This is a genomic window from Sphingomonas sp. IC081, assembly GCF_006874585.1.
In the GTDB taxonomy this organism is placed as follows: Bacteria; Pseudomonadota; Alphaproteobacteria; order Sphingomonadales; family Sphingomonadaceae; genus Novosphingobium.
This window is the reverse complement of record NZ_CP029761.1, coordinates 3,114,998-3,128,853: the sequence shown is the minus strand read 5'-3', so window position 1 is coordinate 3,128,853 and position 13,856 is coordinate 3,114,998. Positions and strand designations below refer to the sequence as shown.

At 57.4% G+C, this 13,856-nt stretch carries 16 protein-coding genes; 13 read left to right on the top strand and 3 right to left on the bottom strand.

Going from position 1 to position 13,856, the window contains the following annotated elements; translation table 11 throughout:
* Positions 1-169: 169 nt before the first annotated feature.
* Together DM450_RS14785 and DM450_RS14780 are read left to right on the top strand one after the other, a co-directional pair.
* Complete coding sequence (locus DM450_RS14785; protein WP_142636011.1) at positions 170-562, top strand: hypothetical protein; 393 nt, start codon at positions 170-172, stop codon at positions 560-562.
* 93 nt (positions 563-655) lie between these two features.
* Complete coding sequence (locus tag DM450_RS14780) at positions 656-934, top strand: hypothetical protein (RefSeq protein ID WP_142636009.1); 279 nt, start codon at positions 656-658, stop codon at positions 932-934.
* Here the strand turns inward: DM450_RS14780 and DM450_RS26550 are convergent.
* Positions 921-1,253, bottom strand: a complete 333-nt coding sequence (locus DM450_RS26550; RefSeq protein ID WP_142636007.1) for a LysR family transcriptional regulator — start codon at positions 1,251-1,253, stop codon at positions 921-923. The two genes, DM450_RS14780 and DM450_RS26550, sit on opposite strands and share 14 nt — an antisense overlap.
* 258 nt (positions 1,254-1,511) lie before the next feature.
* Here DM450_RS26550 and DM450_RS14770 point away from each other — a divergent pair, with 258 nt between their 5' ends.
* From DM450_RS14770 to socB, 9 genes are all read left to right on the top strand, one after another.
* Positions 1,512-1,817, top strand: coding sequence for a hypothetical protein (locus DM450_RS14770; RefSeq protein WP_142636005.1), 306 nt, complete (start codon positions 1,512-1,514; stop codon positions 1,815-1,817).
* Complete coding sequence (locus DM450_RS14765) at positions 1,810-3,090, top strand: VapE domain-containing protein (protein WP_142636003.1); 1,281 nt, start codon at positions 1,810-1,812, stop codon at positions 3,088-3,090. Before DM450_RS14770 ends, DM450_RS14765 begins: the two co-directional genes overlap by 8 nt.
* A 290-nt stretch (positions 3,091-3,380) precedes the next feature.
* The gene (locus DM450_RS14760) at positions 3,381-4,532 is read left to right on the top strand and encodes a site-specific integrase (RefSeq protein WP_142636001.1); all 1,152 of its coding nucleotides are present in this window, start codon (positions 3,381-3,383) and stop codon (positions 4,530-4,532) included.
* A 56-nt stretch (positions 4,533-4,588) separates the two neighbouring features.
* Entirely contained in the window at positions 4,589-4,975 is a 387-nt protein-coding gene (locus DM450_RS14755; protein WP_142635999.1) for a hypothetical protein, read from the top strand.
* An 87-nt stretch (positions 4,976-5,062) separates the two neighbouring features.
* On the top strand, positions 5,063-5,611 hold the full coding sequence (locus DM450_RS14750; protein WP_142635998.1) for a hypothetical protein: 549 nt from the start codon (positions 5,063-5,065) through the stop codon (positions 5,609-5,611).
* Positions 5,612-5,706: 95 nt separating this feature from the next.
* Positions 5,707-6,231: a hypothetical protein gene (locus tag DM450_RS14745; protein ID WP_142635996.1), complete on the top strand. Its 525-nt coding sequence runs from the start codon at positions 5,707-5,709 to the stop codon at positions 6,229-6,231.
* 923 nt (positions 6,232-7,154) lie between these two features.
* Complete coding sequence (locus DM450_RS14740) at positions 7,155-7,613, top strand: hypothetical protein (RefSeq protein ID WP_142635994.1); 459 nt, start codon at positions 7,155-7,157, stop codon at positions 7,611-7,613.
* A gap of 929 nt (positions 7,614-8,542) precedes the next feature.
* Positions 8,543-9,094 carry a type VI toxin-antitoxin system SocA family antitoxin gene (gene socA, locus DM450_RS14735; protein ID WP_142635992.1) on the top strand — a complete coding sequence of 184 codons (552 nt, stop codon included), beginning with the start codon at positions 8,543-8,545 and terminating at the stop codon, positions 9,092-9,094.
* Positions 9,072-9,788 carry a type VI toxin-antitoxin system SocB family DNA replication inhibitor toxin gene (socB, locus tag DM450_RS14730; protein WP_142635990.1) on the top strand — a complete coding sequence of 239 codons (717 nt, stop codon included), beginning with the start codon at positions 9,072-9,074 and terminating at the stop codon, positions 9,786-9,788. Before socA ends, socB begins: the two co-directional genes overlap by 23 nt.
* 39 nt (positions 9,789-9,827) lie before the next feature.
* Here the strand turns inward: socB and DM450_RS14725 are convergent, their stop codons facing one another.
* The gene (locus DM450_RS14725; protein ID WP_142635988.1) at positions 9,828-10,130 is read right to left on the bottom strand and encodes a hypothetical protein; all 303 of its coding nucleotides are present in this window, start codon (positions 10,128-10,130) and stop codon (positions 9,828-9,830) included.
* A gap of 214 nt (positions 10,131-10,344) precedes the next feature.
* On the opposite strand from DM450_RS14725, the gene istA reads away from it, so the two are divergent.
* On the top strand, positions 10,345-11,859 hold the full coding sequence (istA, locus tag DM450_RS14720) for an IS21 family transposase (RefSeq protein ID WP_142632652.1): 1,515 nt from the start codon (positions 10,345-10,347) through the stop codon (positions 11,857-11,859).
* Positions 11,846-12,574: an IS21-like element ISSsp4 family helper ATPase IstB gene (gene istB, locus DM450_RS14715; RefSeq protein ID WP_013831348.1), complete on the top strand. Its 729-nt coding sequence runs from the start codon at positions 11,846-11,848 to the stop codon at positions 12,572-12,574. Before istA ends, istB begins: the two co-directional genes overlap by 14 nt.
* 466 nt (positions 12,575-13,040) lie before the next feature.
* On the opposite strand, the gene DM450_RS14710 is transcribed toward istB, so the two are convergent.
* Positions 13,041-13,853, bottom strand: coding sequence for an IS5 family transposase (locus DM450_RS14710; RefSeq protein WP_066213739.1), 813 nt, complete (start codon positions 13,851-13,853; stop codon positions 13,041-13,043).
* Between the last annotated feature and the right edge of the window lie 3 nt (positions 13,854-13,856).

Genomic DNA, 13,856 nt, shown 5'->3' with positions numbered 1-13,856 from the left:
TGATCGGTCAACTCATCGCTGGCGGGCTGCTGCTCTATTTCGGTGCCACCGGCCTAGCCCTTTTTGCAAGGGCTTTCACCCTCTTAACCCTGATGCTCTGACCAGCAACAGCATAACCAAGCTCACCAAGGCTCCCGATCATCGGGGGCCTTTTTTATGGACAAAACCCATGATCGTAATTCGTACCTACGCGGCCTTGTCGGACGTCTCGGCAGTGCTCGAAGGCAATGAGGTCCACGCCTTACTGGAAGCCCACCGCGAACGCCTTGCAGAATATGCCGACTTCGATCTGACCGACCTTGCCATGTTCGCCATCGTCATGCCCGGAGATACCTCGGAAGAGATCGAGGAGCACCTTGGCCGGTCCCTGATCGACAGCACCGGCACCTTCATAAACCCGCCTGAGATCATCCAGCGGCATACCGACTGGTTCGAACTGGCGTTCATCCTGTCCGACGATGGATTTGGGCTTGTCCTCTTCGTGCCCATCGACAGCGCCACCGATGCAAGGCTGATGGCTGCAACCGAAGCGGCCTTCGCGGAGGCAACGGCAGACCACTAACCGCCAACGGCCTTGGGTCATAACAGATACAGATGGTGGCCTCGGCGCCGCCGTTTCTTTGCCTTCGTGCCTTGCGGCATCGGAGGTTTTTTCATGTCCAGAAAAGGCAACCCCATGAAAATAATCGGCTACCTGCTCGGAGCTTGCCTCATTCTCGCGGCTTTCCAAGCGGCTCTCACCGTCCTGACCTACTGGATCATAGGTTCACTCGTGATCGGCCTCATTACTCGCCCTTGGGAGACGATCGGCATGCTGACGGCAGTTGTCGTCCTCGGCATGGTATCGCGTTACCCGCTGCCGGGGGCCTTGCTGATACTCGCCATCTGCATCGTGGCTGCCATGCCGAACAGAGAGGGCGTTACTCCACCTTAACGTCCAAAGGCGAAATCTTCGGGACTTCCGAGATAGGGACTGCTCCATCGGCACTCTCGCGCTGCTCTACCAGCATCTCCAACGCCTGTTCCAGCAAAGGGATGGCAGCTTGCGCTACGGGCAAGAACGCTTGGCCCTTCTTGGTGAGGCGCTGGGGTCTGCCTTCAAAGAGCGGTGGACCTTGCAGCCATTCACTTAGGCCATTGATGTGCTTGTTTACCGTTGAGGGTCTTACCCTAAGTGATTCGGCAGCTCGACGCTCACCCTGTTGCGCAACTGCAACAAATGAACGCAGCCATTTAAGCGAAGGGGAGGCCATGCGGGCACATTCCACTCCGGGCTCTTCCTGTCAATGTACCTTCCGATAGGAGAATTCCAGTTCCGCTCAGAATCGACAGAAGCTCAACAAAATCAATTTGATAGAGGGCGTCAAATCAACGATTCTTGGCGCGCAAATGCGGCTCCGGCGGCATGAGCAACGAAGGTGACAGCAATGACCCTTCGCTTCTTTGACATCGTTAGGCCCCAATGAATTGACCCTGATTCCGGGGCTTAACACCTTTGGAAAAATAACGAGATGACAAACTACGTCACGGAAAATACCGGCATCGTGGACGCAATCCTTGATGCCATCGATGACATCGGGTTCAAGCTGCGATTCCTCTCGGATGACGAGCTTGCGTACCTGGTCGAAGCCAAGATCAGACATGGAATGGATACCGGCAAGGCTCTGTTGGAGTTCGCTGACCGACATGGCGGCCCCTTAACGGCTGTCCGTGTAGCGAGGCAGCTCAGAAGGCACTGTCAAACCGGATCACGAAAGCACCTGTGGAATCGCCTTGATGGCGGTCACTTCGTTCTAGTGGAGGGCAGCGATGCTTGACGCCAAGAACATTCAGGTGGGGGTTGGGGGCGGCAGCAGCCCAACCCTCGATCCCTCCAGGTTCCCGCACCGGGGCAAGCAGGGTAAACTCAGGGTGACGCTTGAGAATATCCGATATCTGCTCGATCACAGCAACCTAACCGTAGGGTTTGACGTCATCAAGAAGCGTGTTGTGGCTCTGCGAAACGGAGCTGCGGTAAGCCATCTGGAAATCGTCAGCCTCGCGGCCCAGCACGGTTTGCAATCGCAATACCTTGACGCCTTCATCGATCAGATCGCCATGGAGCGTCCGCTAAATCCCGTCAAGGAGTGGATCGAAAGCAGGCCATGGGACGGAATTGACCGTCTCGATGAGCTGTTCCAGACCATCACCTTGGCAGAGGACTACCCGGTCGCTCTGGGCAAATCGCTAGTCTACCGTTGGCTGCTTAGTGCGACGGCAGCGGCGGTTCTGGAAGGCAGGCGCTTCTCCTCGCGGGGAGTGCTTACGCTTCAGGGACCGCAAGGCATCGGTAAAACAACGTGGATCGGTCGGCTGGTCAGCGATCAAAAGCTGGCTGAAGACGTTGTGAAACGTGACCACCACATGGACGGAGCCAGCCGGGATTCCATCAAGCTCGCCATCAGTCACTGGATTGTGGAAATCGGGGAACTCGACGGCGCATTCAGGAAGGATATCGCCCGGCTCAAGGGCGTGATCACCAATGATTGTGACAAATTCCGGCTGCCTTACGGCAAGACAGAGGTGGAGTATGATCGGCGGACCGTCTTTGCGGCGACCGTCAACGACAACGCCTTCCTGGTCGATCCTACCGGAAACAGCAGGTTCTGGACCCTTGCGGTTGAGAGCCTGGACTTCAACCACACCGTCGATATGCAGCAGGTCTTCGCCCAATTGAGGCTGGACATGCAACGTGGCGAGCAGTGGTGGCTGACGCAGGCAGAGGATCAGGCGCTAGCCGCATACAACCTGAAGCATCGGGCGGTCAGCGCCATTGCCGAACGCATCAAGGACTTCCTCAACATCGAGGCCAGCGGTGGTAAGATCGGTACCTACATGACGCCGACCGAACTGCTCATCGCTATGGGCATCACCAATCCCAGCAACCCTCAGGCAAAAGAGGCTGGTGGTGTCCTCCGGGAGCTGTTCGGCCCTCCGAAGAGGGTCAACGGTCGCGATAAGTGGAAGCTGGCCAGACGTACCGATCAGCAACCGCTACAGGCCATGCGACCCATGGAAAAGTCCGGCATAGACCCAGAAATGGAGTTCTAACCCCTGATCTAGGTGGGGGGAGGGTAGGACATTCGAAGAGTAAAAATGGACAATTCCTGGCAGCTCGCCACGAATTGATTCTTTGAGCGATCCTACCACCTCCCACCCTTGCCGCCCCGCCGCAAACTCTCTGAGAACCGGGGGCAAGCCGTCCCCTGAAACTACCCAAAATTTGCCGCTGTAGACCCGCTGGTGACCAGAAACCTGGCTTCCGGTGCTGCACCCTTGCGCCTGCCTCGCGGTGCCCAGCGGCTCCCTCTTCAACAACATTTCCACAAGGATACACACAGATGCCAAAGGCAAAGCTAGATGCTGCCTTATGCCTCACGGCCCGCTGCCAACCGGGTAAGAAGCGCACCGACTACTGGGACACCTCGATTTCCGGCTTCGTGCTGGAATGTCGAGCCAGTGGCTCCAAGGCCTTCGTGCTTCGCTACACCAACGAGTACGGCAAGCAGGCCCAGCGCACCATCGGCATGTATGGTGACATCACCTACGATCAGGCTCGACGCGTTGCCCAGCGGTGGCGCTCTGAGGTTGTTCTCGGTGGCGACCCTGCAGCGAAGAAGGCCGAGAAGAAGGCAATCCCGACATTTGCAGAGCTCGCCCGTCAGCATATCGCCCACAACGAGACGTACCAGAAAACGCCACATAACACCGAACGGATCATTCGCTGCCACCTCATACCGAAGTGGGGCACCATGCGGCTGGATGAAATCAAGTCTCAGGCTATCGCGACTTGGCTGGCTGGACTACGCAAGACCCTCGCACCGGCCACTTGCGATAAAATCCGCGTCACGCTCAACCGATCATTTGAACTGGCGGCCAAGTGGAATATCCCCGGCGCTCAGGTGAATCCCGTCAGGGCCGTGCCGCGACCGAGGTTTAACAATAAGAAAGAGCGCTATCTGACGGCAGAAGAGGCCGAACGGTTGGTCGCAGCGTGCAAGGAATCAGCCAACACTCAGCTGGCCGCTATCGTCCAATTGCTCCTGCTCACCGGGGCACGCAAAACGGAAATCCTCACCGCCCAATGGTCCAACGTCGATCTTGACCGGCGTACGCTCTACCTGCCTCAAACGAAGAACGGGAAGCCCCGGCACGTTCCGCTCGCCGCCGCCGCTGTCGAAGTCATCAAAGGGCTCAGGCGATGGGACAAGTGCGACTGGCTAGTGCCGAATCCCACCACCCGTGAGCCCTTCACGGACCTGAAGCGCCCATGGGATACAGCTCGGGACAAGGCGGGGCTGTCAGACGTACGAATACATGACCTTCGTCATAGTGCTGCTAGCTTCATGGTCAATAATGGCGTGGATTTATACGCTGTTGGTAAAGTATTAGGCCATAGTAGTCCCGACACTACGCAACGATATAGTCACTTATCTGATTCTACTTTACTTTCTGCGGTCGAGGCTGGGGCCGCTAAAATGCAACTTACCTGAACCTGTGCGCCCTCTCTTCACCGGGAGGGCCGCTCCCCTACATCGAAGGATTTGATATGACTCGACAGCTTATTGCGGGGAAGACCGCTGCAGAATGGAATGGTAAGTGGCAGACGCTCGAAGGTGGTCTGTCGCGGAGCCATGACGAGTTGAAAGGCGAGGTTGGCGTGTTCCGATTTCGCCGCAAGACCGAGGTGCTCTACATCGGCTGTGCCCGAGAGTACGCCAAGGGAGGCCTACGCAAACGTCTCTTCGACTTCATCCGCCCCGGCGACAGTGGGCGCAAACATTACGCTGGGCAGAAGATTTTCGAGCACCGCGAAACCCTTGAGGTCGATGTGATCGTGACTGGCTCGGACTACAAGGCTGGCTGGACCGCGCAAAGTCTGAAGGCCGCCCTGCTCAAGCAGAAGAAGCCAGCCTGGAACGCCACCCGCACCTGACCTTTACCGCCCCGGATTTGCCATGCGCAGGTCCGGGGTTTTTCCTTTTATTTTTTGCTGCAGGAGGCTCGCTCAGGGCCGAATCTCGTGGCCTCTGGACCCAAGGGTGGCCGGGACGAAGACGCGCTCTACAGTGTCAATGGTTTGAGTGCTTTCGCCTTGATTGCCGATTTGCAGCAAGGTTATCAGATTTTGAGGCGGGAGGACAGAATGCCGGTTCCCTTTCATCACCGCGTCATCTGGGCTTTCCTCGCCTTGGGTTGCCTGATCTTCCCCGCCGAAGCTCGCCAGATTGCGCCACAAATCACCAAGTTGCCTGCTGCTTCGAACTTCATGCAGCATCATGAGATTGAATATCGGCCTGAAGTCTACAAAGACAGTGATGAATGCGACGGCCATCTTCACAAAATATCTTCCGACGCTGCTAAAAAGCACCCCTCGGGAAGCGGCGTCGAATATTCATACTCTGATGATGGTGGTATCGTCATCTATGCAGCGCGCGGAATGGCAATCAAATTCATCAAATTCCGATGCAGCGGTGCCGCTCTTGTTCGCGAAGACACCGTTCACATGATGGAGGCATTCACTCCTCCACCGCCTCCCGTTTCAGCGGCCATCCCCTCACCGACGAAATGAGGGCACTATAGGCAGGGCGCGCTGGCCCTTTGGAATTTCGCCTCAAGCACGGGAAATCCTTGCACTCAACCGCAACAGCCTTGATGTTCACGTCTATGCGCATCATCGCCGCCAGCCTAGTTTTCATCTTGCTGCTGGGCATCGGCATAAACTATAATCTGCCCGTGGCGACGCCCGGTGAACGCTCAGTGCTTACAGCCATAAGCCGTAACCTACTCGATCGGCAAATAGCGGATACCTGCCTGCCCGTTCGAACCACAAAGCACGCTTTCAACGCGGGGACATACGGTTTCGCAGAGGGAGGGTTGAGGCCCGATCGCCGTGGCCTTGACCGCATTTCAGAACAAGCCCGTGGTCGATCCGTGAATCTTCCCCTTGGGGTGCCTGCAAACGATCGCCCGAACTTGGTCAATCTGACGATTGCCACGGTGACGGAATGCGCCAGGCCAATTCAACTTTCGACACCGATTTTTTCCAGCGACTTTGCCTTCGTTTCTGCCCGCATACCCAGCCCAGAAAGTGCCTGCTGCGACATGGGGGAAGCCTTTGCTTTGCGGCGCGCGGGTGACCGATGGGTGATCAGCGACAAAACCACATGGCGTATTGGCCCCGTTCCGTAGAATCTGCCATCCTGCACGGTCGTAGACGTTCGGTGACAAAACCCCACGTTACGGTGTCAATGGTTTGAGTGTCTTCTGGATTGATGCCGACTCGCAGCAAGGTTATCAGCCTTTGGGCTGCTGTCGGTGATCGTCGCTCACCATTCTCTGTCCGGGAGGGTAACATTGTCGCAATTGCGTTACCGGCGACTTCAAGGCTAGACCTACGGAATGTGCGCGCGGACTATCATCATTGCATTCTCGCTCGCTTCGGGGGGCTTACTCGCTGGTCCAACGGTTAGCGCGGCGACAACGCCTTTGGCTATCACCTACATCTGCGAAGTAAGCCACGGTAGGCCCGACAGCCCTCTTGTGGCGACTGCCGGTGCGGCGGAAGCGATTTTTCTGGCAGTAGAGCCGTCAACCAACCCGCATGCCGACGCATCGGGCTTTCCGAATATCTTCGTTCGAGAAAAGGACATGTTGTGGGAGGTCTATCGTTGGAATTCGAAACGACGCGATCGAGGCCGCCAACTTGGTATCCGTATTGACCGATGCAGTGGCGCAATATCGGATGTTGTGTTTGGGGAGCAGCGCTAGCTTCGGACCATCGACGTAGTCCGCTAGGGGCGACCGGACCTTGGCATCTGCCGTCAGCATCCGGCCTTTTGGTTGCAGGAGGCTCACTCAGGGCCGATTCCCGTGGCCTCTGGACCCAAGGATGGCTCGGACGAACCCGCGTCCTACGGCCTCAACGGTTTGAGTGCCTTCCGCATTGTTGCTGATTTGCAGCAAGGTTATCAGCCTTTGGGCTTCTCTCAGTAGGTGGGCATCCCCCCAACGGCCTCATCGTGTTCCTTGACGTTAGGCGTTTGCCACTTAAAGACGGTTTTATAACGTTATCAAACGACTGAGGGCTTTGGGCAAATATGCGCTACCTATTGATGGCTGCCACGGTAATTTTAACAGCCGCCGCCCCATCTAACTTGTCCGCCCAAGACGTGCAGCAGGTGAAGTATCAACGTTGGGGCATGTTTGGCGGTTACAAGGATAAATCGACCGGCCCGAACTCATGGAAGGTACTTGCTGGTGTCAACGGAAGGGCTCCTGAAGGAAGCGCCTTCAAGATTGCACTCTACCGGGCAGCAGAACTCACTAAATCGGCAGGGTTCCGGTATTTCCAGATCATCAATCAGAAGGGTAATCAATCCTATATTAGCCTTGGCGGAGCGTCTTACAAACATCGTGGCGGTGGGGACGCGGAATTGCAGATTGTAGCCGTCAACGATTCGTCCGCTCCGCTGGACTGTCTCGCCGAAAACCCGCAGCTTTGTATGACTCTTGAAGTCGAGGCGACCATGCAGCGAGTCACCCCATTTCTAAAGTTCCCTCGCTCCAAATGATGTCGATTTGGGCGAAGGTCCGACGATCGAATGCAAGCAGGCAGAACGTTGTTGTGGGCTCGTTTCTCACCAAAGGTATGTGGCGGGCACGCCTTTCTCTTGTAACGCTTACACTGAGCAGTCAGGCGATAGCCCATGATCCAGGTATATACCCGACGCAATCGGACGCAGCGTCAGCATTCACGGCCCATCAAAATGACATTTGCCGAGCTTTGATTGACGTTTGCACTGGCACTAATTCCGCCTCTCCCGAGAACGTAGAGAACCTCTCTTGCGCCGCAAAAAGTTCGCAAACCGCGACTTGCGAGTTCAAGGTCGCTGGAAAGGATTGCCGCGCTCGCTTTATCAAGCGGGGCGAGAACCTGTCTCATTGGACTTACGCCTCTCGTAATCGTGTCCCTGACGTGCGATGTAAATAACGCTTGCCTCACACTCCCGGCCATAATCGCTCTCGCGGTCTCTCTCTGGTCGCTCGGTCTGCTCTGATCCGGGTTTTGACCGGGTGGCGATTCCGAAATTCACCGAGCCAAAGTGCTTTCGCTAGGAAAGACCCCAATCCGGATTTCGGGGCAATCTGGGTTCTGCTTGGGCAACCCGGAACGCAGGGCAAATTCCGGCATCGTGAGCCTCGGAAATCCTCGATTTCTGCCGTTCTATCACAGGTGTTCGTAATGATGGGGTCACGTGTTCGAGTCACGTAAGCGGCACCACCTTCCTAAAGGTACTTTCACAAAGACATCGGCGGTTTCCCAGCCAAAGCGGCTTTGCCCTTGGGTAGAGCTTGGGTCGAGGCTGGGGCATCTTTGGGCCGATTCGGGCGATCGACCCACGTATTGCCCATTTTAACTCATCCTCCGACTTCCCGCTGGACATTGCCACTCTACTATGAGGGATTCCTTTGAGCGGGTTAAGGGGGTAGGGCGCGCGCGATGAACGAAGCACCTTACGATCCACGGGCACTCGCCAACTTCATGCTCGACGAAGCAGAGAGGAATGGGCTCGCCCTGACCAATCTCGCGCTGCAAAAGCTGCTCTACTTCGCGCATGGTATGTTTCTGAACGAGACAAAGCGCCCGCTCGTCAAAGGCTTCTTTGAAGCTTGGCAGTACGGCCCCGTGCATCCGGTAGCATACAAGGCGTTTCGGTCCGCAGGCGCCGAACAAATACACTTTCGTGCTCAGGGGCAAGACGCATTAACCGGCGAGAAAAAGCCTCTTCAGATGCCGACAGACCCGGCAATCAGGCAACTCGTCCAAGGCGTGCTGAACTCATATGGGCGGCTTTCAGCTGGACGGCTGGTTGATCTCTCGCACGCCAAGAATTCGCCTTGGCATCATGTCGTGGACAAAGGGAGAACGTCCGTTGCATTTGGCTTACGCATCGCCGATGATGTGATTCTCGAAAGATTCAAATACCATAAGGTCGCCATAGGATTATCAGCTGCATCGGGGAATCCGAATGAAGATACGCCCTTTACCTGACATCGATTTAGCTCGTATCGCTTGCTTGCCTGAAGAGCAGCAACGCAATCAGCTTGAGAAGATGCGGCTTGGGCGTCCCCCGTTCACTTACGCTCCCGTAAGAACCTGCTTCCATGACATTTTCAATGTCCAACCGGCAATGTTTGGGCTGGTTCAGCCAACAGAGTGGCGCATTGTCGAAGCCAATTTGAAGGCCAAATGCCGTTCGGAAGCTGAGTTGAAGGCCAATTTGGCGGTGGCTCGTGGCCTCCATAGCTTTGCTATTGCTAACAACATGCTGGGACGCGCCCAGGATTTCGCATCCCTGTCGATGGGAACTGGCCAGCGCGTTACTTACTGGCTGCCAATGGTATTGTCGTATCAGGAGCGCCCGCTCGTTCCGTTCATTGATCCTCGCAAAACTCGTGGATTGACCCGTGCTGCTCGACGTTTTGTTTTCTCAATGATGCACGAGCATATTCGCGCAGCAGAGCCTGACTATGAGGACGTGCGGCTGGCGATTTGTCAGTTTGGCGATCTGGAGGGCGATACTCGCTCGTCCGTGATCCATACCGACGAAGGGGCCGAACTATTCTCAATGGCTGAGTTGGAAGCGATGGTCTCGACGACCTATCGCCTATGGCATGAGGTTTGCCTTGGCCGCGAAGCGGAAACTCGTCGTCGCGCTGGTGGGCAACGCGGCTCTCTCCTTTAAGTCCTTATCTTTCGTTGGGCTTGGCATCAATAACGCTGACTAATCGAGCTCACCTTCAGTCTGAATTATCTTCACAAAGTCGATCGGATCGTAAAAATAGTTTCTGTAGGCCGATCGAAGTTGCTTTGGATTATCTGAGCGAACGTACACAGCGTTGATGCTGGCATCACTTGCTTCGAGCTCGCTGGCCTTCTCGATCGCTGGCGCCGCTGACTTAAATGGAATAACCTCCAACTCCAAATCGCCATAAGCATTTCTATAAATATTAAGAACATTATGCTTCTGGAGGTTTTCCTCATCCTCGAATTGCTTTAGAAGTTCGAGGCGCCTCAAGATACCCATTTCATTTTCCAAACTCTGCAACTCCCTCATGAGATCTGGAGTTGAGATTTCTAAAAATGCCTTAGTTAAATTCTCGTGCCGCCTAGCGATAATCTCACTGTGGAGCGGCGTGCAAAATTGACCCCCTTAGCGGGGTGATCGGCGTCTAAAATTGACCCCCTTCATCTCATTGTGAGAAGCGCCGCCGTTTCGGTTCCGGACGGCGGGTACAGGGATGTTGGTTGTGGAGACGATTACGAGGATCCGTCGGGAGCACCGGGACGGTAAGCCGATCAAGGCGATAGCGCGGGATTTGCGGCTGTCGCGCAACACGGTGCGCAAGGCGATCCGGGCGCCGAACGCGGATGCCAGTTACGAGCGCAAGGAACAGCATCGGCCGCAGACCGGCCCTTTCAGCACTCGCCTGGAAGAACTGCTTGAAGAGAACGAAGGGCTGCCCCGGCGTGACCGGCTTCGCATGACGCGGATCCATGATCTGCTTCAGCGCGAAGGGTTTGGCGGCTCTTATGACGCTGTGCGGCGCTATGCTGCACGCTGGAAGCGTGAGCGTCGCGTTGACGCCGGCGATATGACCAAGGCGTTCATCCCGTTGATGTACCGGCCCGGCGAGGCTTACCAGTTCGACTGGAGCCATGAGGACGTCGAGATCGCCGGCAAGCCAATGCGCGTGAAGGTCGCGCATATGCGGTTTTGCTGGTCACGGGCACCATTTGTCCGTGCCTATCCTCGCGAGACGCAAGAGATGGTGTTCGACGCACATGCCCGCGCCTTTGCCTTCTTCGGTGGGATTCCGACGCGCGGCATCTACGACAATATGAAGACGGCGGTGACGACGGTGTTCACCGGCAAGGAACGCCTGTTCAACCGGCGGTTTCTGATCATGACGGACCACTATCGCGTTGAGCCGGTGGCCTGTAGTCCTGCCGCAGGGTGGGAGAAGGGTCAGGTCGAGAACCAGGTTCAGACCAGTAGGGAGCGCCTGTTCAAGCCGCGCCTGCGCTTTGCCAGCCTCGAGGAACTGAACATCTGGCTGGAAGCCGAGTGCCGGCGCTGGGCGGAACGCAACCAGCATCCTGACCAGGAAGGCATGACGATCGCGCAGGCGCTGGAGGTGGAGCGGCCGATGCTGCAACCGCTACCGGTTCCCTTCGACGGGTTCTTCGAGAGCGAACACGTAGCCAGTTCGACGTGCCTCGTGAGCTTCGATCGCAATCGGTACTCGGTGATGGCAAAGGCGGCCCATCAGGCTGTGCAGGTGCGGGCCTATGCAACGCGCATCGTGATCCGCTGCGACGGCGCTGTCGTGGCCGAACACGAACGGGTCTTCGGCCGGAACCAGACAATCTTCGATCCATGGCACTACCTGCCCATCCTCGCCCGCAAGCCCGGTGCGTTGCGCAATGGTGCTCCCTTCCAGGACTGGGCTCTCCCACCTGCACTGGCCCAATTGCGGCGTAAGTTGGGCAAGGGCGACGATGCCGACCGGCGCTTTGTACGCGTCCTCGCCGCTGTCCCCGAAGATGGCCTGGAGGCTGTCGAGGCCGCAGTGCGCGAGGCACTCAGCGCCGGTACTATCAGCGACGAGATCATCCTCAACATCCTGTCCCGTCGCCGCGAGCCTCATGATGCCCAGGCTATGGACGTCGTCGTCAACCTGAAGCTCAAGCATCCGCCAGAGGCGAACTGCGGCCGCTACGATACCGTGCGAGACCTCGATGCAGCGGCATGAGATCATGGCCGCCCTCAAGGGGCTGGGGCTCAAGGGCATGGTGGCGGCCTTCGATGATGCCGTCACCAACGGCATCCGCCGAGACAGAACGGTCATGGAGATGTTGGGCGACCTGTTGCGTGCGGAGACGGCGCACCGGGATGCGGCATCGATCCGTTATCGCATGACCGCAGCCAAGCTTCCGGCGATCAAGGACCTGGATGGGTTCATGTTCGATGGCACGCCGATCAACGAAGGACTGATCCGCTCGCTTCATACGGGCTCGTTCCTGCCGGAACGGCGCAATATCGTGCTGATCGGCGGAACAGGCACGGGCAAGACTCATCTGGCTCTCGCCATCACCGCCGCAGTGGTGCGCGCCGGTGCCAGAGGCCGATACTTCAATACGGTCGATCTGGTGAACCGGCTTGAGGAAGAGGCTCGCCTGGGCAAGGCCGGCAGCCTTGCCACCCAACTCTCGCGGCTTGATCTCGTGGTGCTTGACGAGCTCGGCTACCTGCCGTTCGCCCGGTCCGGTGGCCAGATGCTCTTCCACCTGATCAGCAAGCTCTACGAAAAGACCTCGGTCATTATCACGACCAATCTCGCCTTCGGCGAATGGCCGAGCGTCTTCCACGACCCCAAGATGACCACCGCTCTTCTCGATCGCATCACGCACCACTGCGACATCATCGAGACGGGCAATGACAGCTGGCGGTTCAAAAACCGGAACTGAGCCGAAAACCCCTTCCCCCGGACCCCCATCCCCGGCGGTTAACCCGGTGGGTCAACAGGGACCTCCCACGGACGCCGCCGCCAGCACACCTGACGGTGCGCGTCGTCGTCCGTGGGCCCCTCCTATCGACTACCGGGATAACCGCCAGACTACCGAAAGGTGCGGTCAATATTGGGCGCCGATAGGGGGTCAGTTTTGCGCGCCGGTTGACAAATCTCACTTGCAATTGCAAAAAATCGCCCACGATTAGAAGTTTCTAATTCAAATTTGGTTCGCTCTCCATCCAAGAGGTCAGATATCTCTACCGCTGTTGCCCAAGCATGTTGCGCACGCGTACGATACTGCACCTCGACCAATAGCCCATCCCAAGGCTTCTTTTCTTGGCTGCGAACACTACCACGAGGGAAATGCTTGTAGACGTCGTGAATTCCACGATAGCCGGTGCCCTTAGAGTCGGTTTCGAAACTCACGCTGACCGAGCCAAACGGCGTAGCATGAGCATGGCGGCGGCGGCGTAGAGGAAGGCTGCGGCGGATTTGAGGGTGGCTTCCACGTCCTTGGCCAGACGGCGGTTTCGATTGACCCAAGCGAAGAACCGCTCGACCACCCAGCGCCGAGGGAGGACGACGAAGCCGGACTGCCCGGCGATCTTGCTGACTATCTCGACGGTGATGCGGGTCGCCTCGGTGACACGGTGATGGTTATAGCCGCCATCGGCCCAGACCTTCTCGATGAACGGGAAGAGGCCGCGCGAGATTTGCAGCAACGCGCCGCCGCCATCACGATCCTGGACATCGGCGGTGTGCGGCTCGACAAGCAGCGGCCTGCCGTCAGTATCGACCAGAGCATGGCGCTTGCGACCTTTGATCTTCTTGCCAGCATCGTAGCCGCGCGGTCCGCCGCTCTCGGTGGTCTTGACGCTCTGACTGTCGATGATGGCTGCGCTTGGCGAGGCGTCCCTTCCGGCTCGCTCGCGATCGAGCGCGACCAGCGCATGGTTGATCCGCTCGAACAGGCATTCGTCACGAAACCGGGCAAACCAGCGGTAGACCGTCTGCCACGGCGGGAAGTCCTTGGGCAGCAACCGCCATGCAATCCCGCCGCGCAGAACGTAGAAGATGGCGTTCACGATTTCGCGCATTGGCCATTGCCGTCGCCGCCCCGTCGTGCGCGCCTCGGGAACAAATGCCGCGATCAGCGCCCACTCAGCATCGCTCAAATCCGTCTGGTAACGCTTCGAAACACGCGTATGCTGCACGCGGGTGGCTGGGGTCCACATCAA